Raw genomic sequence first — 21206 nt, 5'->3', positions numbered from 1 at the left:
TTGATACATCCACGTATTTTTATTGTTGTGTTGTTTTTGTCTAGCATTGCCAGACGTTACGGCAGTTGAATAATGAAGTTTCTGCAAGAATAATCAATATCTTATTCCTTATAAGATATTCGTAATCGATCATATTGTTGAGAGAGTGGCTCTATGGGTGCATTTCACTCCCATAGAGCAGCTATAAAGCCCGAGTGAAATCTAGTCACCGCGCTGTTCTTTTTCGACTTGCTGATCCTGAATAATCTTAAGCAGAGAAGGGAGGAACTCTCGTTCTACAAAGGATTCGTTGTTCCAAATTTTGGACTTCATCAGCGCTTTAGGGCAGTGGAAAAGCAGTGAATCTATCGTGACTTTAACCACCAATTTTGGCTTGGTTTTTCCGTCAAGGCATAGATCTTGAATCTCGTCATCAATATGAATAGAGGCTGTACCTTTCACCCGTACCACATCTTCGACACCAGAAACTATAAACAGCAAGCCTACTTTGGGATTGGTGATGAGGTTAGTTAGGGTATCTAAACGGTTGTTGCCTGGGCTGTCTGGGAAAGCCAGTGTTTTATCATCCAAAACTTTGACAAACCCTGTATCACCGCCGCGTGGAGAGATATCTAAAAATCCATCTTGATTAGTAGACGAAAGAAAAAACAGTCTGCTGTTTTCAATGAAAGTTCGAGTGTGCTGGTCAATGTGTTTAATGTCTTTAGCCACAGCTAGTGGATGAGGTGTGCTATAGAGCTTTCTTAGTTCTTTCAGTGTCGTTATTTGAGTCATTTTACTTTCTCTGTTTTTATACTTTCGTTTTGGTTATCAGTCGTAAACTATTTGTAAATGATACTTAGTGTCATTTGAAATTAGTTTGCATTATCATGTTCTAACTCATAGGACAGAGTCAAATGCCATCTCGGACGAGATGCCGCTGTTATAAAGTTGACGCCAAAATCGAAGCCACCATATGTTAAATCTCAAAGCCATTTTTACCGTTTTAGTTTTCTCTTTAACCACCACAATCAGTCGGGCTGACGATAGCGTTAGGTATCCCATTAAAATTCAGCACGCTTTTGGCACAACGATCATCAAGCAAAAGCCAGAGCGAATTGCGACGGTTGCTTGGGCTAATCATGAAGTACCTCTTGCGTTGGGCGTAGTACCGGTTGGTTTCGCTGCGGCGACATTCGGTGACGATGATGGAGATGGTGTGCTGCCTTGGGTAAAAGCACGCTTAGATAAGTTAGGTGCACAAACGCCAACACTATTTGATGAAGGTGATGGTATTGATTTTGAAGCAGTTGCAGCGACGCAACCGGATGTGATTCTTGCAGCGTATTCAGGTTTGAGTCGCTCCGATTACGAAACGCTGAGTATGATTGCACCAGTGGTGGCATATCCCAACGCACCTTGGTCTACGGACTGGAGAAGTATGATCCGCATAAACAGTGCTGGTATGGGGATGTCGAAAGAAGGGGATAATCTGATTGCGAGTATTGAACAAGATATAGCATCACGTGCGGCACAATATCCAGAGCTGAAAGGTAAGTCCGCGATGTTTATTACCCACTTAGATCCGACAGATCTGAGTGTGATTCACTTTTACACTGGCAACGATACGCGAGTGAAATTCTTCAGTGACTTAAATCTCGTCTCATCACAAAGCATTCGTGATTTGAGTCGTTCAGGACAGTTTTCAGGTGAAGCCAGTATTGAACAAATCGACGCATTTAACGATGTCGATATCTTCGTTACCTATGGCGGAGAAGAGCTACTGAAGCCACTCTCGCATAATCCACTGATGGCAAAAATGAATGCGGTTAAACATGGTTCAATTGTCATGCTTGGAAGTGGTCCGCTAGCCACTGCTGCTAATCCGACCCCGTTATCCATCTCTTGGGTTTTGGATGATTACCTTGAAGCGTTGGCTGCGGCGGCACGCAAAGCGCAATGAGTATATCTATTTCCAAAAGTAATCAGTTTTCGCTGTGGGGTTTTGAACTATCACGTTCAGTGACTCTCGTTGCTTTACTTATCGTTTTGTTTCTTTTGTCTCTACTCTCGGTCGCGTTAGGGACGAGAGAAGTATCTTGGGCTGAAATTTTCAGTGCTATTCAAGGAAACCTAAATACCGTAGGTGAAGCCGCGGTTGCTATGCGTATTCCTCGCACCGTATTGGCAGTGATTGCGGGCGCTTCTTTAGGCTTAGCAGGAACTGTGATGCAGGGTGTCACTCGCAATCCGCTCGCAGACCCTGGCATTCTTGGCGTCAATATTGGTGCTTCATTTTTTGTTGTCATCGGATTGGCTTGGTTTGGAATGAATCAAATTCAAACCTATGTCTGGATGGCAATTCTAGGAGCAGCACTGACTGCCGCATTTGTTTACACCATCGGCTCTATGGGGCGAGGTGGGCCTACACCGCTTAAGTTAGCGTTAGCTGGCGCTGCAACGTCAGCGGCTTTGTCCTGTTTTACTATTGCGGTGGTGTTACCACGCAATGATATTGCAGGTGGGGCTCGTTCTTGGCAGATAGGAGGTGTCGGTGGTGCGACATTTGAAACCATTGTACTTGTGCTGCCTTTTTTGATCGTTGGCTTAGTGATTACCACATTAACCGCGAGAAAACTAAACAGTTTGGCACTGGGGGACGATCTGGCTGCAGGCTTGGGTGAGAATGTGGTTCTGGCTCGAAGTGCTGCTGGGCTTGGCGCAATACTGCTCTGTGGTGCGACAACGGCAATTTGTGGGCCGATAGGCTTTGTCGGTTTAGTTGTGCCGCATTTCTGCCGTCTATTGGTGGGAGTAGATCATCGCTGGTTGTTGCCTTTCTCTGCGGTAGGTGGTGCAAGTCTGCTTCTACTGGCAGACATTGTTGGGCGAATCATTTCCCGTCCGAGTGAATTATCTGTTGGCGTAGTGACTGCGTTTATTGGTGCGCCGTTTTTTATCTGGATAGTACGTCGTCAGCGAGTTAGGGAACTATGATGTCCGCTGAATTATTCCTTTTACAAAGGGTGAAAAAAGCCCGTAAGCAACGTATGCGATGCTGGGCGCTAATCATTGTTGGTTTAACCATTTTAGCGGTGTCAGCTTGGTGTTTAACGTTGGTGTTAGGGCAATCTTATACTCCACCATCTATCGTCTGGAAGGTATTACAGGGCGAGAGTATTCCCGGCGCGAGTTTTACCGTTGGGCATTTGCGATTACCGAGAGCGGTAATTTCCCTACTGGTTGGGATGAGTTTTGGTTTAGCGGGTGTCGCATTTCAGACCATGCTGCGTAACCCTTTAGCCAGCCCAGACATTGTGGGTGTAAGTTCTGGAGCCAGCGCTGCAGCAGTTTTTGCAATCATCGTTCTTAATATGGATGGCTCTGCCGTTGCGGTTTTCTCCATTTTGGCAGGTTTGGCCGTTGCACTAACTGTTTATGGACTCGCTTATAAAAATGGTGTGGCGGGGACGCGTTTGATTTTGGTCGGTATTGGCGTTTCAGCCATGATTGAAAGCTATATTGCTTACCTTTTGTCGCAAGCGTCATCGTGGGATTTACAAGAAGCGATGCGTTGGTTAACCGGAAGTGTCAATTCAGTACAACTCGATCAAAGTGTAGCGTTGTTGGTGTCACTGGTTATCTTCGGTGGCTTACTGCTGAGTCAAACTAAGTCTTTAGAAGCATTAAGAATGGGGGACGATATGGCAGCGGCGCTGGGTGTTAACGTCACTTTCACTCGTATCACCGTTATTGTCTGTGCCGTCTGTTTGATTGCGGTCGCGACCGCCGTTACTGGACCTATCGCATTTGTCGCCTTTCTTTCCGGACCTATCGCTGCTCGTATTGTCGGTTCTAACGGCTCTCTACTCGTTCCTGCTGCGCTGGTTGGTGCCGTATTAGTGTTAGCTGGGGATTACATCGGACAATTTATTCTTCCAAGCCGCTATCCGGTTGGGGTTATCACGGGTGCGTTGGGTGCTCCATATCTTATTTATTTAATTATTCGCGTTAATCGTAAAGGGGGAGCGTTGTGACCAAAGCTCATGAACTTGTAGTAGAGCAGTTGTCTGCTGGTTATGGCGAAAAAACGATAGTAAAAGATCTCTCGCTTAAGATTGCTCCGGGAAAAATTACTTCAATTGTTGGAGCAAACGCCTGTGGTAAATCCACACTGTTAAGAACCCTATCTCGGTTGTTAACGCCTTCAAACGGTCAAGTTTTGCTTGATGGAAAATCGGTACATAAAAGCCCAACACGAGCATTAGCCTGCACTTTGGGTTTATTGCCTCAGTCCCCGATAGCTCCCGAAGGGATTACTGTCGGTGATCTTGTCAGTCGTGGGCGTCATCCGCATCACGGCTTAATGTCTCGTTGGAATAGTAAAGATGACGAAGCAGTCGCTAATGCTTTAGAGGTTACAAAGCTTACTGACCTGATAGACAGAGAAGTTGATGAGCTGTCAGGCGGGCAGCGTCAGCGTGTGTGGATTGCCATGGCGCTAGCGCAGGAGACGGACATCTTGTTACTTGATGAACCGACGACATTTTTGGATGTGACTCATCAAGTGGAAGTGTTGGATTTGCTGGTGGACCTGAATCTACAGCGCGGGATCACTATTGTGATGGTTTTGCATGATCTTAACTTAGCGGCTCGCTATTCAGACTATCTGCTGGCGATGATCAATGGGCAGGTTCACGCACACGGTGAGCCTTCAAACGTGCTGACCAATGAGATCATTCAGGCGGTATTTGGTTTGAACAACCACATCATTATCGATCCGGTTTCGAACATTCCTATGATGATTCCAATCGGTCGGCACAAGCTGAAATAGCGGATACGTCAAAGACAACAGTTAGTTGGACAGTAGCTGCAGAAACTCCATCAGAGCCGGATTATCAGAAGTATTTTTATATACAAAGCTTAGTGGTGATGTGTGGGGTAATACATCTAGCGTTGTATAACAAAGCATATTTGATGGTCGAGTAAAGTGTCGTTCATTGACAATAGCCACCCCATTGCCCGCCGCTACTAAACCTAACATGGTGCTTTCGCCGTGCGCCCATTGGGTCACTTCTGGTGACCAGCCAATTTCATTGAACAGGATTTCTTGCCAGTCGTAATAGTAAGGGTCAACGCTTCTTGGTAACCGAACTGAAGGTAGCAGATTAAGTTCTTCAATCGTGGCTGAAGGTGATAGCGTTTTTCCCCAACTGGAAGGATACGCGAGAACTAACTTGTCCTGTGCGATAGGTTGTACCGAGTACTCCGAAGACAACTCTGCGAAATGATAAAGAAAGGCACCATCGATTTGGTCTAGCTCTAGCCGCTTTAGTAGCACCATAGGTGTGTCGGAATAGACTTCCAGTTCAACATCATGGTTGTCATGACGGAACTGATTGACGCACTGATTGATTTGCCCTTCCCACAGAACAAAATCAGGAGCGCCCAAAGCCAGAGAACCATATTCCGTATGGGTAAACTGACGCACACGCTCGTTGGCGTCATCAATTTGCCTAATTACGGCGCCTAACTGCTTCTGATAGATTTTCCCTGCGCGATTTAGCCGTAATCCTTTTGGTAAACGATCGAACAATAGTACGCCTAGTTCTGTTTCTAATTCTTTGATTTTTCTTGATATAGCCGGTTGGGTAACGTGCACTTTCTGCGCCGCTAAGCGAATGTTCTGTGTTTCAGCGACAGCTAAAAAGTATTTAAGGTGGCGTAGCTCCATCAGGCTATTTCTCTCTCGGCATCGGTTGATAACTATATATCAATTTAATTTATTACAAATAGTAAGCATTATCGTTTGCATTATCAATAGTATGAAATAACAATAAAAATTAGCAGTATAGGATTATTAAAAATGGAAAATATCAGAAGTGGTAAGGAACGTAGGAGTGCGATGCACTTACTTCTTTGTTTTGTTCCTGTTCTTTCTTATTCAGGTTCTGTTTATTCAGAAGTTCAAGATAGTGTTCAAGAAGACCAAGCTTACCGTGTAAACACCATTACGGTTTATGGGCAGCCAATTGCAACTGATGCCGATACCACGGTTGCAGAAGAGCTGTGGGTTGGCGGCAAGGTAGCAACCAACGTACATGATACGCCTGCGTTAGTTTCGGTTATCACGGAAAAAGAGATAAACCAGCGCAACGCCACTACGACAGAAGAAATTTTGCAGTATTCACCGGGTTTGGTGACCGATTATTACGGTTCTGACGATCGTAACGATTACTTTATGATTCGTGGTTATCAGGCTACAACATATCGCGACGGTATGACACTCGGTTCGATGCGAGGTGTACGTGAAGACCCTTATGCGTATGAGCGAGTTGAAGTGATTCGCGGAGCAAACTCAACACTGTTTGGCCCTGCAGATCCGGGTGGTTCAGTGAACTTTGTCAGCAAGAGACCTAAATTTGAGCGCTTCGGAAATACTTATGTCTCATATGGTTCATTCGACAATAAAGAGATTGGTTTGGATTTTGGCGACACACTGAATGAATCCGAAACCGTCGCGTACCGTTTTACCACCAAAATCAAAGACAGTGAGCTTGAATATGATCATTCAAAAGACAACTCTCAGTTTGTGATGGGAGGTATTACGTGGCAACCATCTGTACAGACTACGGCAACTCTAATCGTTGATTATCTTGGTCGAGATACCACACCGAACAGTGCTGGTTATCCACTAGACCGTGAATATGACCGCAGTGAATTCTACGGTGAACCTGACTACAACAAGCACGATGTAGAACGCACCAACATTACCGCTCAAATTGCTCATCATTTTGACAATGGTATCTCTCTAAGCGGTAACTTGCGTTACAGCAAGCTAGAAGACGATTTCGGTTATGTCTATTTGTATGATTACGAAGGAAGAACGGGGAGCGATATTGCTCGTTACTATTTCGGAACCGATTCTCAGTCAGAGCAGCTTATTGGTAACACCATTCTGCAATACGATGCGAGTTTTGAGCGTGTTGATAGTAGCACCTTGATTGGACTAGAGTATCGTGATGCTTCTACGCAGGATGCCTCAGTTTATGGGACGACAAGCAGTATAAACATCGATAGCCCATCGTATTCAGGCACTCCGACGATTGGTGCTCCTTACAGCAAAAATGATCAGGATGAGACTACAAAATCGGTGTTCATTCAGCAGAACTTATCTTTGGATGACAGATACATCCTTACATTGGGTGCTCGCCACGATTACATGGATTTAGCAAGTCGCGATATCAGCAATAGCTATTCAAGCGATGAGTTCTCCGAAACTTCTCTGCGCGGCGCCTTTACTGTAAAAGTGACGCAAGAGTGGTCTACGTATATCAGCCAAGTTGAATCGGTAGCACCACCAAGTATTGGTGTAAAACCTGAGCGAGGTGAGCAGTTAGAAGTGGGAGTTAAATTTGCACCACTGAGTATGAATGCGCTGTTTTCTGCTGCGGTTTACGATCTAGAGAAGAATGACGTTACTATGGCGATTGTTCAGGACAACGGCACAATTGAACGTGAGACTATCGGCGAGACGCGTGTTCGTGGTCTTGATTTGGAAGCAAAAGCAGAAATTACAGACAACTTCAATGTTACGGGTGGATACTCTTACATGAAGTCTGAAGTGGTTCGCGGTAGTACTCGTAGTGGTGCGGTTCTAGATGGTAATGAATTTGCCACCGTCCCAAACCATAGCGCTTCCTTCTGGGGTTACTACACGTTGCCAATCGAAACTATGGATATTGGTTTAGGTACTCGTTATGTTGGCTCATATTACTTTGATGCGGCGAATACGAAGAAAAGTGAAGCTGCAATGCTATTTGATGCGGCATTTGCCTATCGAATTTCGAAGTCTGCACAGCTGTCACTTAACGTACACAACTTAACGGATAAGCAGTATGTGGTAGGTTCTGGTACGGCAAACTACTACAACCCAGGTCGCTCGTTTAATGCTGCTTTAAACTACTCTTGGTAATCATCAGAAGCAGTACAGCATCACTCAAGCTGTAAAACCAAAAGCCACAGTTCATTAGGGACTGTGGCTTTTTAATTGAATGGGAGTCTAATCGCCTACACGGAATAGTCTTTGAGCTTATTTACGAAACATTGCATTATGAGCACTGCAATAAGCCGCGATGTGCGGCTCTAACCTAGTTAATGAGTTAAGGAAACACACGTGGTAGAAAGGATTAATTACGAACAGTTACCTCAAATTGTTGGGCCGTATGTTCATGCTACGAAACACAATCAAACACTTTATATCTCTGGATTAACCGCCTACGGAACGCATGCTCAGTCTTCGGATATCAGTGCCCAAACCCAAGAAATCTTAAACCAAGTTCTAACCATACTTGAACTTGAGAAACGCTCGAGAAGCGATATCGTCAAAGTAACGATCTTCGTAAAAGACATCACCATGTTAGCCACTATCCGCCAAGAGCTATTTCAATTCTATGAAGGTAATCTTCCTGCGTGTTCTCTGGTGGAAATATCTCAACTGATTCACCCTGATCTACTGATCGAATTTGAAGCCATTATTGCCCTTTAAGCTATTAAAGAATTGCCAGCAAACCGCTTAACGTAAAGAAGGACATCATAGTCGCGGCTAACATAATGGCGGAGGCGGTTTGGTCTTGCCCGTAAGCTTGGGCAAGAATGGTGTAAGTTCCCATCATTGGAATTGCGGCGCTGATAATGATCGCGCGATGCAATTCTGAATCCAAAGCTGGAAAACCAAGTTGCATCAGTAGCCAAAGAACCATGATCACGGCTACCGGATGCAGAACGAGTTTGCCCAATACCACTGGAAATATTTTGTGTCTCATCCCTTTTATCGAAAGCCCAGTCAGAGTTCCGCCAATGATGAACAGCGAAAGCGCGCCGCTAGTTTTGGAAAACAGGTCGACCGTTCGCGTAATGGCTTGAGGCAGTGGAATCTGCAACATCGAAACACAAGTGCCTGCAACCAGAGCGATCATTAGAGGGTTCTTTGCCAATCCTCCCAGTGTTTTACCCAGTGTCACTTTTTCGGTTGAATTGTTTCGCTCTGCCATAATCAGTATCAGAGGAATCATGACCAGATTTTCTACGATAACGTGCAGCGCAAAAGCAACACCAGCAATATCAGGGGCGATAAGAAGCAAGATCGGAAAACCGATGAAGCCACTGTTTGCGCAAGACACACCCATGGCATTGAATGTCGAAGCCTGTTTATTTTCTTTTAAAACGTAGATGGAAACAAAGTAACCCACTGCCAGTGTGAACAGTGATGCGAAAAGATAAGTAGCGAGATAAGTAACGTTCAATATCTCTGCAAATGGACGTTGTGCCAGCGAATTGAACACCAGTGCTGGAAGAGCAAATTTGAGCACAAACTTGCCGAATATTTGCAGTTCACTCTTGCTGAAAATGCCCTGTCGGGTAGCCAGCAGCCCAAGCAGTATTGAGAGGTAAATCGGTCCGGTAATTGACAGAATGTTGAGCATTTTTTGTTCTTATCAGAGAGGGTGACAACTATATTCTCATGCTTGCCTATTCATTTCAGCTTCCATTTTTAACTTACGTGAACTTTTCAGTTTGTCTGGACAATGGAAGCTGAGGTCAACATAGGTGCAACTTATACTCGGATTTTGAAGCTCAATAATACCGCGATGAAAATCAGTCCGACGATAACGTAAAGAGCATTAATAAGACCATAAAGTTCTGCGCCAAAACCGACCAAGGCGGGACCTGCCAATACACCCACATAACCTAATGTGGACACCGCGGTTACAGCGAGTGACTCAGGCATAGCAGTTTGTTTACCTGTGGCAGAAAACATAATCGGAACTATGTTGGAGCAGCCAATACCGATAAGGGCATAGCCAACTAGCGCACTTTGCCAGTGGTTGAATGACAAGCTGACCAGAAATCCTATGATTGCTACGGATGAGCCCAACACAATCATTCGCTTCGCGCCGATTATGCTTACCGCTTTATCTCCCAGCAGACGACCAATCGTCATGGTTACCGAAAAGCAAGCAACACCCATTCCCGCAGACGTAGCCGGAATATTTCTATATTCACTTAGAAAGATACCGCTCCAATCGAGCACAGTGCCTTCGGATAAGAAAAATACAAAGCAGACTACACCAATGAAAAACACAGGACCTTTTGGAATAGCAAAGTAAGGACCTTGCTCTTGTGAGGTGTCAGAGCGCAAACCGGACTTATTGATAGTCAAAAGCAGCAAAACGAACAGTGACGTCAGTAAGCAGGCGAGTGAAACCGCTAAACCTGCAGACAATATCGATGTGAGTACGATTGCGCCAGTCATCCCTCCTAAGCTGTAGAAACCATGGAAACCAGACATAAGAGGTTTGTTTGCCTCTTTTTCAACTATCACGGCTTGAATGTTCATCGTACAGTCAGTAATGCCAAGACACATGCCAAAGCAGACCAGCAACATTGACAATGTCACTATCGAGTTGGCAAACAGCAGTGTCGGAAACAACAACGAAAAGCCCAACACTGAAATTAGCAATACACGCTTACAGCCGTACTTGCTGGTATAAAAACCGGCTGCTGGCATACCGACGAGCGCTCCAATCCCAAGAGAGAGGAGTAGCAAACCCATGACGCCATCGCTGATTTGAACGTTGGTTTTCACAAATGGAATGATGGCTGCCCAAGCTGCGGTAATGAAACCGGCTGCGAAAAACATTGAGCGTGTTGCGATTCTATCGATATCACCACGCTTGATGATCATTGCTGACAGCATACTTACTCCCTGTCGTGATTGTTTGATTGGAAAGATAAGGCGTTTGAAGCAAACAGGATACACAAATAAAAATCAAAATGAACTTAAATAAACATAAAATGAAAATTAATTTTCGTTTGTGTTCATTTAAGCGAGCTGTTAGATTGCAGCAGAGAAATTTCAATTCGATGGTGTGACAATGATTAAGTTGATTATTACGGATATGGACGGCACGTTTTTAAATAGCCAAGGCGACTATAACCGAGACTTGTTTAAAAATGTGGTCGCAAAAATGCGTGAGCAGGGCGTTCACTTCGCGCCTTGTACCGGTAAGCAAGTGGAGCGAGTTGAAGAGTTGCTAGGCGAAGAAAGCAAAAACTTTTGGATACTCGGCGACAGTGCAACACGCATTAAATATCAGGGTGAATACATCTACCAATCATTGCTAAACAATAAGTTAGGTCGAGACATCATCCAACAGCTTGAGGCGATAGAAGGTTCACATATCGTGATTGCTTGCACACCTGAATTCGCGGCGATTAAGAGGGATACCCCTGAGCATTTACGCGATCTTGTAAGGCGTTCTTACGCGAACGTGAAGCTGGTGGAAAGCTATCATGAGATAGAGTCAGACTTCGTAAAAATCACGGTTTATGATGAGAACAAGCAGTGCCCAGCTTTGCGTCCTCAGCTTTCACAGTTTGATGAAAAGGCTTATATCGTGGTGTCGGAGGCCGCTTGGATTGATATTGCCAATGTTGGCGTGCACAAGGGAACGACGGTTGAGCGTCTACAAGAAATGCTTAATGTGACTCAAGCGGAAACCATGGTATTTGGCGATGGTTTTAATGACATCGAATTGATGGAACGCGCTCACTTCAGCTTTGCTATGCGTAATGCTTTTGAAGAAACTAAAGCCGCTGCTAACTACATCACTCGCTCCAATGATGAAGATGGCGTAATGCACACCATATTGCAGTTTTTGTCTCTGCAATCGAAAGTGTAAGTTTGCTGAACTTGCCAAATTGATGAATCGTTCGAATAAGTGTCTGCGAACCGAATTATTCAGATAGCGCTCTAGCACAAATATTCAAAACGTACACATATGAACATTTATAATGTTCGAGTATCCTATGAAAAATCGTTAAACAAGAAATCGGTGACAATGGATAAATACTCCCCAGAAGAACGACATCAGCTCATTCTTAATTTGTTGAATTCGCGCAGTAAAGTGATGGCAACGGAACTTGCCACACAGCTTGGAACGACTGAAGCGACAATTCGCCGAGATCTTCGTTTTCTTGCCGATGAAGGACTGTGTAAGCGAATTCATGGCGGCGCATTATCTTTTGCTCCCCCAAGCGGTACTCAGGAAGAGCGATTAACAAACCGAAATTCTGAGAAACAAGCGTTAGCCCTAGCGGCGTTGAAACTGGTCAAAAAAGGGCAGTTGATATTCTTGGATGCCAGCAGTACTCATATGTTGTTAGCGAGTGTACTACCGGATAACTTGGATTTGACGGTAGTGACCAACAGTCCTGCTATTGCTTTACGCTTATTGGAGCGCAAGACCATCAAAACCATCTTAATTGGTGGTGAACTGGATTATTCAGTAGGTGGGGCGATCGATATTACTGCTGTGGAGTCGATCAATAAGTTTCGATTCGATTTAAGTTTTCTTGGTGTGTGCGCATGGTCATCGGAAGTGGGCTTTAGTGCCATTCACTATCAAGACCGTGAGTTTAAACGTTCAGTTGTCACCCGTTCAGGTGCACTTGCTGTGTTGTGTACCGATGACAAAGTGGAAGCTTTAGCGTCCTATCCTTTCTTGGATTCACAGGAATTGGATTATTTGGTATGCACTGAACATTCATCATCGCTTCAAGACTATTTTTCAAACATTCAATGCCAATTAATCATCGCTTAACGGGCATTGAATGCGATTTGTTCAATGTGAATAATGACGATTAATCCTAGCAAGTACGTTGGATAGGATGGTCTGACGTACTGCTGTTAGAAAATCAGAAGCCTCTATGCTTCCAGAACTGACCTTCATCACGCGCCACTACTTTAAACTTCTTCTCAGCGATGGTTTTGCCTTCCATTTCCATCACCATACGCCATTCGCCTAAGTTACTTTCCAATCCGTTAATCGGGCATAGCAACTGAACAGTGTCGCCTAAGTAAAAGTTCCAGTCGTCACTGCGCACGTATACTTCACCATCAAAAGGCTCAAGCACTTTGCCCTTTTTATTTATGATGCCGGGATGATAAATACAAAACTCAAGCAGCTTGCCTTTGGCTTTTTTAATGTTGACTGTGAAGCCAAATTCAATGCCTTCTTCGGCGATGACCTCCTGAGTGAATTTTTTGATTTTAGGTAGGTCTTTGGATTTTGCATCCCAATGGGTGTAAATGCCGTAAGAAGTGATTTGGATAACCGGAGTACGCTTTGCCACGCTGAGTTTCTCGCTAATTCATGGTGCGTGGATCTTACTGAAATACCCACTGAGCTTCAAATCTCTATGACGTTAAAGTGTGAGGGGTACTATTGAGATGCGTGATAATACATAGGATCTTTACTCTAAAACTCTACCTATACTTAACGTAAGGTGCTTTTGAACGGGTAGGTCTGCTATGAGTCTACAACTTGCATTCTTGCTAACTTTTATCGCTGGCGGGGTATCCGTGTGGCTGTTGATGAGAGTTGCTAAACGGACCGAGCGGCAAAGAATGACGGTGATCAATAACAAGATCCGTTCGATGGATGGAAGCGTTGTCAGTATTGATTTGATAAAACGTGCACGTTGTCCTTTTAGTAATGAATATCAAAACCCTGATTTTGTTTATAAATTTTATAAGATTACCTACGATATCGATCTGGAAATAAAAGAGTGCTGGGCAATACTTGAGATGAAACAACCGAGCTACGGACCGGGAAATGCCATACACTCGAACTGGATATGGCGTGGTATTGAGTGAAATGCTGAAGCAAACCTCTCTTCTTGCCGAGTAAGGAGAAAGGCTGCTTGTCAGTTTCAACTGCTAGTACGATTAACTTAACGCCACTTCAACATCGGAATGAATTTGACATGAGCAAGCAAGGACATATCCCTCGGCAATTTCTTGCTCTGTTAATGTTTCTGTACTGGTTCTGACGAAATCACCACTCATCACTTTGCATTTGCAAGAACCACAAATGCCACTGCGACAGGCTGCAATAACTGGCACTTTGGCACCTTCTAGAGCATCAATCAGTAAACTCCCTGTCGCTACTTGAGTAGTCGTACCGAATGTTGGAACAAATACCGTAGCTTGCGATAAAGCGGTTGCTTTACTCATGGTGTTTTCTACTGCTGGTTGTGTTGATTCCGTAGGCGTAAAACTCTCCTGATAGAACAAGTTCATATCCATTCCCAAGGCTTCGAGGTTTTCTTTCATCGCTTGCATGAAGCCAACAGGACCACACAGGAAGGCAGTTCTCGATGCGATATCTGGGCAATATTTGGCAAGTGCTGCTTGGGTTAAACGTCCCTCTAAATAGCCAGTGTTCGTTGCATCCTCAAGCATAATGTCGAGTTTGAAACGAGAATGTTGCTGCTCCATTTGCATTAGTTCAGCATGATAAATCAATTGTTCTGCGCAGGTTGCAGCGTGGATGAAATGTATCTCAGCGCAGTTTTGTTCGGTATAACTTTGGCTATCCGCTAATAGAGTTTTAGCCATCGACATCACAGGTGTTATGCCGCAACCTGCACTCAGCAACAAAATCTTATCTGTATGTGGCTGAGCAATGTGGAATTGTCCTGCTGGCGGAAGCACCTGTACAGATTGCCCCACTTGTAAATGGTCATTGAGATAGTTTGATACTTTACCGCCAGCAACCCTTTTAACCGTAAATTGCATTTCGGTTTGGTTGGGTAGTGAACTCAAAGAATACGCGCGGTATTCCATCGCGCCATCGACTTCTAAACCCAGAGTGACAAATTGTCCTGCAATGAAGTTGAAGGTTTCGTTTTGCTCTTCGGTAGATAGGGTAAAACTGATGCAATCTGGAGTTTCTTGCCATCTACTTTTACAGATCAAACGCGCAGCACCTTGGGTTGGCCATTGAAATTGTTTCATAGTTTTCTCTTCAATCAGTGCAGGTGGGCGATAAACCCACCTGTCGCCCAATGCAATTAAGCAGCAGCTTTTTCGCCAAGGATTTGTGCAAGGTCTTGTTCAACGGTTGAGATAGCTCGTAAGTCGAACTTGTCTTGAATAATCGCCATTAAGTTATCGGTCAGGAAAGCGGGTTGAGTTGGTCCGGTGTAGATACCTTTCACGCCAAGAGCGAGGAGGGTAAGCAGGATCACAATTGCTTTTTGTTCAAACCAAGACAGTACCAAGGTCAGTGGTAAGTCATTCACACCACAATCGAATTCCTCCGCCAGTGCCAAAGCTAGCTGTATAGCTGAGTAGGAGTCGTTACATTGACCCACATCGAGAAGACGAGGAATACCGTTTATTTCGCCATGTTGCTCTTTGTTGAAACGGAATTTACCGCAAGCAAGAGTGAGGATCAGGCTGTCTTCTGGTGTCTGTTTGGTAAATTCGTTGTAGTAGTTACGCTCTGCTTTGTCGCCATCACAACCGCCCACCAAGAAGAAGTGACTGATATTGCCTTGCTTGATTTGATCAATCACAGCCGGAGCTGCTTCCATTAGAGCATTACGTCCGAATCCAACCGTGATCATCTGTTCTATTTCGTCGTGCTGGAAACCTTCCTGAGCTAATGCGCATTCGATCACAGCAGAGAAATCATCCCCTTCTAAATGAGCTACGCCCGGCCAGCCGACAATGCTGCGTGTGAACAAGCGATCAGCGTATTGACCGACTTGCGGATTGAGCAAGCAGTTTGATGTCATCACAATGGCTCCTGGGAAGTTTGCAAACTCTTTTTGCTGGTTCTGCCAAGCGCTGCCGTAGTTACCTGCTAGGTGAGGGTACTTGTTTAGCTCGGGGTAGCCATGAGCAGGTAACATTTCACCATTGGTGTAGACATTAATCCCTTTCCCTTGCGTCTGTTGGAGGATTCTTTCTAAGTCATGAAGATCATGACCTGAGACTAAAATGCATTTACCTTTTTTGGTCTTGACGTTCACCTGTGTAGGAGATGGGTGACCAAACGTGTCTGTTTCGCCTTTATCTAACATGGCCATGATCTTGTAGTTCATTAAGCCGATTTGCATTGAACAGTTCAGCAGTGCATTGAGGTCTTGTGGTTCTGTACCTAGCCAAGCCATGATCTGATGATATTCGGTGTGAACCTCTACATCACTTTGACCCAAAACGCGGGCATGCTCTAAATATGCTGCTGCTCCTTTTAAGCCATACAAACACAGTAAACGTAGCCCCATCACATCTGGATCTACAGTTTCATGACCACGATTGACTGCCGCCAAAGGGGCAAATTTTAACAAGGCTTCACGATCGGTTGGCAGTTCAAACTGTGCCGCTGGAGAAAGTTCTGGAATGGTATTGTTCGCTAAAGTTGCTGCGGCTCTGACTTGTTGCTCTAAACGTTGCTTGTATTGATAGGCTTGGCTTGCAAATTCAATGATACGTTTCTCGTCAAAATTCACATTCGTCAATGTTGCGAAGAAAGCCTTCGGTGCCCACTGGTCGATTTCGCTGTCGATGATCTGATATTCGCGACCTAGTTGAGCCCAGAAAGAAACGCCTTGCAGCGTATAAACCAAAATGTCTTGCAGATCAGAGACGTCACTTGTTTTGCCACACATACCTTGGGAATACGCGCAACCTTTTGCGATTGGGGTTTGAATGGTTTGTTCACATTGAATACAGAACATATTTGGGCTCCAGTGATTATTATTGGTATTGCCCCCTGAAGGAAAAGGTCGTGTAAAGGGGGCATCAAAATTCGTCACTGATATTGCAGAGAGTGTGCCATTATGTATGTTATTGATTTTATTTGGTTATAGCTTCTTTTTTAATATGTGTTTGATGTTATAAGTACATCGTGCGTGGTGAATAACACAACGCTAGACGTTTATTTGGCTGATTCACTGGCCTGCACACCCAATTTTTTACCCATTTTGAATAGGTTACCTCTGTCCATTTGTAAAAAAGCTGCCGCTTGCGACCAAACTCCGTTGTTAAGCTCCAGCGCATGCTCAATCAGCTGCTTTTGAAAGCTTTCGACGGCTTCGCGCATTGGTGTAGAAGAGGTTGGCAAGTGTGCCGAAGCGTTTTTCTTCGATCTGCCATGATTGGTGTGACCAAGCAAATCAAAGTCATTGATAAAATGCTGAGGTTCAATCAGTTCTGATTGGGTTCGCATCGCGTGTAAGCCTGCACGCATCAGGGTGTGCTCTAACTCACGCACGTTACCAAGCCAAGGTTGTCGTTCCAGTAATTGCAGTGCTTTAGGATGTATGTGCAGTGTTTTGAGGTGGAACTGGCGACGTATATTATCGAGTATATATCCGACCAAAACAGGTATATCACCTTCGCGAGTTCGAAGGGGCGGGACATGAATTGGAAAGACATTTAGACGATGGAACAAATCGGATCGAAAACGCCCTTGTGTCACTTCTTCAGCCAGCTCTCGGTTGGTTGCGGCAATGATACGAACATCGACGATATGGTTTTTGTCTGCACCCACTCGTTGAACTTCACCTTGTTGAATCACTCGCAGCAGCTTAGCCTGCAGTAGCAAAGGCAGTTCCCCTATTTCATCAAGGAAAATAGTGCCACCGTCTGCGAGTTCAAATTTGCCCGCGCGTGAACTATTGGCGCCAGTAAATGCCCCTTTAACATGTCCGAACAATTCACTTTCAGCAATGGATTCGGGTAACGCTGCGCAGTTAACGTAAACCATAGGTTTGTCACTGCGAAGGCTTTGCGCATGTACCTGATGAGCGACGACTTCTTTGCCTGTACCAGTTTCACCACTGATTAAAACAGCGTAGTTAGAGTGCGCAACCATCTCAATATTGGCGATAAGTCGCTTCATTTGGGGGCTTATGCCGACTAACTTTCCGCCTTTGTTGCGTGCTTCGTCGATCAACAATTGATTCACGGAATGCTGCTGTCGGTTTGCTTTGTTTAAAGCCTCAAACAGGCTGATGTTACGGATGATTCCAGCCGCCAGAGCTGCGAAGGTTTCGATGGTTTTGTCGTCAATGTTGTCGAAAGCTCCGGGTTTAGCGGCATCCAGCGTCAACGCGCCAACCAAAGTATCACCCACATAAAGGCTGCAACCCATGCACGAATGTACATCGATGCTGTGGTGAATATCTTCGCTTAGCAGGCCGTCAAACGGGTCGGGCAGGCTTGAGTTTTCAGGAAAACGTACCGGTTTGCGATTGGCTAATATCATTGCCAAACGTGGATGAACATCGGGCAGAAAGCGGCGACCGAACACTTCTGAAGACAACCCACTGATAGCAATCGGCACCAAATGCTTTTCGTTATCGAGAGTAAATAGAGCGCTGGCATCACAAGGAAGCAACTGGTGCAAAGCATCAATGAGCTTTTGATAGTGGTGAGTTGATGGCTCGCCCATATTCAATTCAACAGCGATGTTTAGCAAAACCTGTTCGATAGAAGGTTTGGTTTGTTGAGTGTCCATTTAGCTATCCGTTATTTAACGATCCGCTATTTAGCGATCCGTTAGGCGACAAAACGAGGGGATGATGTGTTTAATACAACATAAATGTCAAGCGGTTAAATTCAAAGTTGTTAAAAATCAATTAATTAAAGTTGGCGTGATTCGTGCAATATTCGAGTAATAGATTTGTACATTGAGTTTTGCATCGTTATTAAGATGTATTGTTAGGAATCGCTTGTTTATGCTCAACATCACCGATAAGAGTGTGGAAGATAAAATCATCCCCATTTTGCGTTTAGGCTTCAGACCTTTCTTTTTATTTGGCAGCATTTATTCCGTTATCGCGATAGGCATTTGGGTATATGCGTTTCAACATGGTCAACCAGCTCAGCTTAGAGTTCCGGCACTATGGTGGCACGTTCACGAAATGTTCTTCGGTTTTGCCATGGCAATTGTGGCTGGATTTCTACTCACTGCGGTTCAGAACTGGACTGGGGTGAATGGTACAAAAGATAAATGGTTGGGTGTGCTGGTAACGTTATGGATGTTGCCAAGGGTCTTGCTTTGGACAGAGACTCCGCTTTGGCTCACCTCTTCTATCGAAGCGCTGTTCTTGGCACTGGTTGCGTATGAAATTTCGTTTCGAGTGGTTAAGGCAAAAGGCTATCGAAACCTGATTTTCCTGCCGTTTTTTGTCTTGGCAATAGTGGCGAACTTTGCCAGTTACGCGACGATAAAAGGAATGCCTCCTTTCCCGCCAATTGCAGTTTGGCAAGCCATGTTGTGGTGGTTTGTTCTGCTTATTTCAATTATGGGCGGCCGAGTGATTCCGTTTTTTACCGCGCGTCGATTTAACTTCGAGAAAGCGAACACTCTGCTTTGGTTGGATGCAGTCGCTAACGTGCCTTTGGTTCTGCTGTTTGCTCTGAGTTTCTTCCCGCTAACCAGTGCGCAATTAAGCCCAGCCATCATGGCTTTTGCCGCTATTACACAAATGGTTCGCTGGCTACGTTGGAAGCCATGGACAACGCTCAAAGAGCCGTTAGTGTGGTCATTACATTTAACCTATGCCTGTATTCCTTTAGGGCTGTTTATTAAAGCGTTAGCCGAATTGAACATCCTATCGAATGGCTTTTATATCTCTCATAACATGCTTCACGTAATTGCAATTGGTGCGATTGGTGGACTTATTTTGTCTATGATCTCCCGTGTGACTATGGGTCACACCGGTCGCATGATCTATCAAGGCCCGAGCATGTGGCTCGCTTTTACTGCCATTGTACTCGCAGCTTTGATCCGCGGTTTCGGCGTAGCCTTCTGGCCTGCGCATATGCTTCTGTTGGTCGATGCCGCCGCAGTGCTTTGGATTATTGCATTCAGCTTATTCGTCCTGAAGTTCGGCACTATGCTTTTGCGCCCAAGAGCAGATGGTCATCCAGGATAACCCCCATCAACTGACAAACGCGGATAGTTTTAGTCTTGCTCAACAAGTCTTATTTCAATGAGGCTAATGGCTTGATGCGTTTGTTATTTAAGGTTGAGCCCCTCAAGTTCTATAACTTGCTTATTATTAATAAATTAAAAACTAAAACGAAATTGCATAGGAAATTTCAAATGAAAGAAAGTCAAAAGTCATTAGTGTTAGCGACAGTTCCAGTTTTGCGCGAGAGCGGTGTGGCGCTGACCACTTATTTTTATCAACGCATGCTCAAACATAACCCAGAGCTGAAAAACGTCTTTAACCAGTCGCATCAGAAAACTGGTAATCAACCTCAGGCTTTAGCAATGGCGGTTCTTGCCTATGCAGAAAACATCAATGACCCTTCGGTATTGTTGTCGGTAGTCGAGCGCATCGCCCATAAACACACCAGCTTGGGGATTCGCGCTGAACAATATGGCATTGTTGGTAGACACCTTCTTGCGTCGATTAAAGAAGTGTTGGGTGATGCGGCAAGCGATGAACTGATCGATGCTTGGGCAGCGGCGTATCAGCAACTGGCTGATCTGTTTATTGATGTGGAATCAAAGCTTTATCAGGCTTCAATTGAACAGGCGCAAGGATGGACAGGTTGGAGACCCTTCCGTGTCAGCAGCAAAGTGGTTGAAAGTGACGAGATCACTTCTTTCTATTTGCAGCCGACAGACGGTGGTTCACTGCCCGTGTTTAAGCCGGGGCAATACATTAGTGTTCGACTGTTTGTGAAAGAGACAGGTCTTTATCAGCCTCGTCAGTACAGCTTGTCTCAAGCTCCGGGTGAAGAATCATTGCGCATTTCAATTAAGAAAGAATCGGCGGTGGAGCAGCAACCAGCTGGTCTGATTTCAAACTACATGCATGATGAGATTCAGCAAGGCGATGTAGTTGAAGTCTCTGCTCCTTACGGTGAGTTTGTGTTGAATGAACAAATTGAGCGTCCAATTGTGCTACTAAGTGGCGGTGTAGGTATAACGCCGATGATGTCCATTAGTAGCTATCTGAACAAGAAAGAGGCTTTAGGCGCGGTACATTTTATTCACAGCGCTCGTACCCCTCAAGTTCACGCCTTTAAGAGTGTGACAGATGAGTTTGCACAGAAAGGTATGAAGGTAAGTTATTTCTATGATCAAGGCGCAACACCTGCCAACGGCGCTCAACCTGCACCCATCGGTTTAGCGCAAGTACTGCCGAATAACTTCGCAGAGGCCGATTACTACGTGTGTGGGCCGAAAGGTTTTATGGCTCACTATATGGCTCAGTTGCGAGATTTAGGTGTGGCAGATAACCAAATTTTTGCCGAAGCGTTTGGTTCGGGTGGGGTTGCCTAAAGTAAAAATCCCCCAAGCCGTAAAGCTTGGGGGATCTTCATCGTTCAATTTTGCTGGTTGAAGTGG

Annotated in this window: 19 protein-coding genes; 11 read left to right on the top strand and 8 right to left on the bottom strand. The window is 44.9% G+C overall.

Features of this window, described 5'->3' with window-relative positions; genetic code table 11:
• Positions 1–201 precede the first annotated feature (201 nt).
• Positions 202–774 (bottom strand): MSMEG_1061 family FMN-dependent PPOX-type flavoprotein, encoded by a 573-nt coding sequence (locus tag ACOSVQ_RS07640; protein ID WP_491981944.1) that lies wholly within the window; start codon positions 772–774, stop codon positions 202–204.
• A 181-nt stretch (positions 775–955) separates the two neighbouring features.
• Between ACOSVQ_RS07640 and ACOSVQ_RS07635 the strand changes: the two genes are divergently transcribed.
• The 4 genes from ACOSVQ_RS07635 to ACOSVQ_RS07620 are packed head-to-tail and all read left to right on the top strand — an operon-like array spanning position 956 to position 4813.
• The gene (locus tag ACOSVQ_RS07635) at positions 956–1942 is read left to right on the top strand and encodes an iron-siderophore ABC transporter substrate-binding protein (protein ID WP_491981943.1); all 987 of its coding nucleotides are present in this window, start codon (positions 956–958) and stop codon (positions 1940–1942) included.
• Positions 1939–2976 (top strand): FecCD family ABC transporter permease, encoded by a 1038-nt coding sequence (locus ACOSVQ_RS07630; RefSeq protein ID WP_491981942.1) that lies wholly within the window; start codon positions 1939–1941, stop codon positions 2974–2976. Before ACOSVQ_RS07635 ends, ACOSVQ_RS07630 begins: the two co-directional genes overlap by 4 nt.
• Positions 2976–4016, top strand: a complete 1041-nt coding sequence (locus ACOSVQ_RS07625) for a FecCD family ABC transporter permease (protein ID WP_491981941.1) — start codon at positions 2976–2978, stop codon at positions 4014–4016. Before ACOSVQ_RS07630 ends, ACOSVQ_RS07625 begins: the two co-directional genes overlap by 1 nt.
• Positions 4013–4813 (top strand): ABC transporter ATP-binding protein, encoded by an 801-nt coding sequence (locus ACOSVQ_RS07620; protein ID WP_491981940.1) that lies wholly within the window; start codon positions 4013–4015, stop codon positions 4811–4813. The genes ACOSVQ_RS07625 and ACOSVQ_RS07620 overlap by 4 nt, the downstream gene beginning before the upstream one ends.
• Positions 4814–4834: 21 nt before the next feature.
• Here ACOSVQ_RS07620 and ACOSVQ_RS07615 read toward each other — a convergent pair whose 3' ends face one another.
• On the bottom strand, positions 4835–5713 hold the full coding sequence (locus ACOSVQ_RS07615; protein ID WP_491981939.1) for a LysR family transcriptional regulator: 879 nt from the start codon (positions 5711–5713) through the stop codon (positions 4835–4837).
• 132 nt (positions 5714–5845) lie between these two features.
• Here ACOSVQ_RS07615 and ACOSVQ_RS07610 point away from each other — a divergent pair, with 132 nt between their 5' ends.
• Together ACOSVQ_RS07610 and ACOSVQ_RS07605 are read left to right on the top strand one after the other, a co-directional pair.
• Positions 5846–7954 carry a TonB-dependent siderophore receptor gene (locus tag ACOSVQ_RS07610; protein WP_491981938.1) on the top strand — a complete coding sequence of 703 codons (2109 nt, stop codon included), beginning with the start codon at positions 5846–5848 and terminating at the stop codon, positions 7952–7954.
• A gap of 201 nt (positions 7955–8155) precedes the next feature.
• Positions 8156–8527: a RidA family protein gene (locus tag ACOSVQ_RS07605; protein ID WP_491981937.1), complete on the top strand. Its 372-nt coding sequence runs from the start codon at positions 8156–8158 to the stop codon at positions 8525–8527.
• 4 nt (positions 8528–8531) lie between these two features.
• On the opposite strand, the gene ACOSVQ_RS07600 is transcribed toward ACOSVQ_RS07605, so the two are convergent.
• On the bottom strand, positions 8532–9464 hold the full coding sequence (locus tag ACOSVQ_RS07600) for an AEC family transporter (RefSeq protein WP_491981936.1): 933 nt from the start codon (positions 9462–9464) through the stop codon (positions 8532–8534).
• A 131-nt stretch (positions 9465–9595) separates the two neighbouring features.
• A complete protein-coding gene (locus ACOSVQ_RS07595) occupies positions 9596–10738 on the bottom strand; it encodes an MFS transporter (RefSeq protein WP_491981935.1) in 1143 nt (380 codons plus the stop codon).
• 178 nt (positions 10739–10916) lie between these two features.
• Between ACOSVQ_RS07595 and ACOSVQ_RS07590 the strand changes: the two genes are divergently transcribed.
• Complete coding sequence (locus ACOSVQ_RS07590; RefSeq protein WP_491981934.1) at positions 10917–11723, top strand: HAD family hydrolase; 807 nt, start codon at positions 10917–10919, stop codon at positions 11721–11723.
• Positions 11724–11882: 159 nt separating this feature from the next.
• A complete protein-coding gene (locus ACOSVQ_RS07585; protein WP_491981933.1) occupies positions 11883–12644 on the top strand; it encodes a DeoR/GlpR family DNA-binding transcription regulator in 762 nt (253 codons plus the stop codon).
• A gap of 94 nt (positions 12645–12738) precedes the next feature.
• Here ACOSVQ_RS07585 and ACOSVQ_RS07580 read toward each other — a convergent pair whose 3' ends face one another.
• Positions 12739–13176: a DUF3859 domain-containing protein gene (locus ACOSVQ_RS07580; RefSeq protein WP_491981932.1), complete on the bottom strand. Its 438-nt coding sequence runs from the start codon at positions 13174–13176 to the stop codon at positions 12739–12741.
• Between the two features lie 178 nt (positions 13177–13354).
• Here ACOSVQ_RS07580 and ACOSVQ_RS07575 point away from each other — a divergent pair, with 178 nt between their 5' ends.
• A complete protein-coding gene (locus tag ACOSVQ_RS07575; RefSeq protein WP_491981931.1) occupies positions 13355–13699 on the top strand; it encodes a hypothetical protein in 345 nt (114 codons plus the stop codon).
• A 72-nt stretch (positions 13700–13771) separates the two neighbouring features.
• Here the strand turns inward: ACOSVQ_RS07575 and ACOSVQ_RS07570 are convergent, their stop codons facing one another.
• The 3 genes from ACOSVQ_RS07570 to norR form a co-directional block, all read right to left on the bottom strand.
• The gene (locus ACOSVQ_RS07570; protein ID WP_491981930.1) at positions 13772–14842 is read right to left on the bottom strand and encodes an FAD-binding oxidoreductase; all 1071 of its coding nucleotides are present in this window, start codon (positions 14840–14842) and stop codon (positions 13772–13774) included.
• Between the two features lie 56 nt (positions 14843–14898).
• Positions 14899–16572 carry a hydroxylamine reductase gene (gene hcp, locus ACOSVQ_RS07565; protein ID WP_491981929.1) on the bottom strand — a complete coding sequence of 558 codons (1674 nt, stop codon included), beginning with the start codon at positions 16570–16572 and terminating at the stop codon, positions 14899–14901.
• Positions 16573–16772: 200 nt separating this feature from the next.
• Entirely contained in the window at positions 16773–18356 is a 1584-nt protein-coding gene (gene norR / locus ACOSVQ_RS07560; protein WP_491981928.1) for a nitric oxide reductase transcriptional regulator NorR, read from the bottom strand.
• A gap of 220 nt (positions 18357–18576) precedes the next feature.
• On the opposite strand from norR, the gene ACOSVQ_RS07555 reads away from it, so the two are divergent.
• Both ACOSVQ_RS07555 and hmpA read left to right on the top strand, forming a co-directional pair.
• Positions 18577–19779, top strand: coding sequence for an NnrS family protein (locus ACOSVQ_RS07555; RefSeq protein WP_491981927.1), 1203 nt, complete (start codon positions 18577–18579; stop codon positions 19777–19779).
• Positions 19780–19949: 170 nt separating this feature from the next.
• Complete coding sequence (hmpA, locus tag ACOSVQ_RS07550) at positions 19950–21140, top strand: NO-inducible flavohemoprotein (RefSeq protein ID WP_491981926.1); 1191 nt, start codon at positions 19950–19952, stop codon at positions 21138–21140.
• The last annotated feature ends 66 nt before the right edge of the window (positions 21141–21206 follow it).

This window comes from Vibrio sp. HM8-C (assembly GCF_058630515.1).
This window is presented reverse-complemented; position numbering and strand designations above follow the sequence as displayed.

Coding starts and splice junctions, on each gene's coding strand:
- ACOSVQ_RS07640 (WP_491981944.1), bottom strand. CDS start 774: ATGACTCAAATAACGACACTGAAAGAACTAAGAAAGCTCTATAGCACA.
- ACOSVQ_RS07635 (WP_491981943.1), top strand. CDS start 956: ATGTTAAATCTCAAAGCCATTTTTACCGTTTTAGTTTTCTCTTTAACC.
- ACOSVQ_RS07630 (WP_491981942.1), top strand. CDS start 1,939: ATGAGTATATCTATTTCCAAAAGTAATCAGTTTTCGCTGTGGGGTTTT.
- ACOSVQ_RS07625 (WP_491981941.1), top strand. CDS start 2,976: ATGTCCGCTGAATTATTCCTTTTACAAAGGGTGAAAAAAGCCCGTAAG.
- ACOSVQ_RS07615 (WP_491981939.1), bottom strand. CDS start 5,713: ATGGAGCTACGCCACCTTAAATACTTTTTAGCTGTCGCTGAAACACAG.
- ACOSVQ_RS07610 (WP_491981938.1), top strand. CDS start 5,846: ATGGAAAATATCAGAAGTGGTAAGGAACGTAGGAGTGCGATGCACTTA.
- ACOSVQ_RS07600 (WP_491981936.1), bottom strand. CDS start 9,464: ATGCTCAACATTCTGTCAATTACCGGACCGATTTACCTCTCAATACTG.
- ACOSVQ_RS07595 (WP_491981935.1), bottom strand. CDS start 10,738: ATGCTGTCAGCAATGATCATCAAGCGTGGTGATATCGATAGAATCGCA.
- ACOSVQ_RS07590 (WP_491981934.1), top strand. CDS start 10,917: ATGATTAAGTTGATTATTACGGATATGGACGGCACGTTTTTAAATAGC.
- ACOSVQ_RS07585 (WP_491981933.1), top strand. CDS start 11,883: ATGGATAAATACTCCCCAGAAGAACGACATCAGCTCATTCTTAATTTG.
- ACOSVQ_RS07575 (WP_491981931.1), top strand. CDS start 13,355: ATGAGTCTACAACTTGCATTCTTGCTAACTTTTATCGCTGGCGGGGTA.
- ACOSVQ_RS07570 (WP_491981930.1), bottom strand. CDS start 14,842: ATGAAACAATTTCAATGGCCAACCCAAGGTGCTGCGCGTTTGATCTGT.
- hcp (WP_491981929.1), bottom strand. CDS start 16,572: ATGTTCTGTATTCAATGTGAACAAACCATTCAAACCCCAATCGCAAAA.
- norR (WP_491981928.1), bottom strand. CDS start 18,356: ATGGACACTCAACAAACCAAACCTTCTATCGAACAGGTTTTGCTAAAC.
- ACOSVQ_RS07555 (WP_491981927.1), top strand. CDS start 18,577: ATGCTCAACATCACCGATAAGAGTGTGGAAGATAAAATCATCCCCATT.
- hmpA (WP_491981926.1), top strand. CDS start 19,950: ATGAAAGAAAGTCAAAAGTCATTAGTGTTAGCGACAGTTCCAGTTTTG.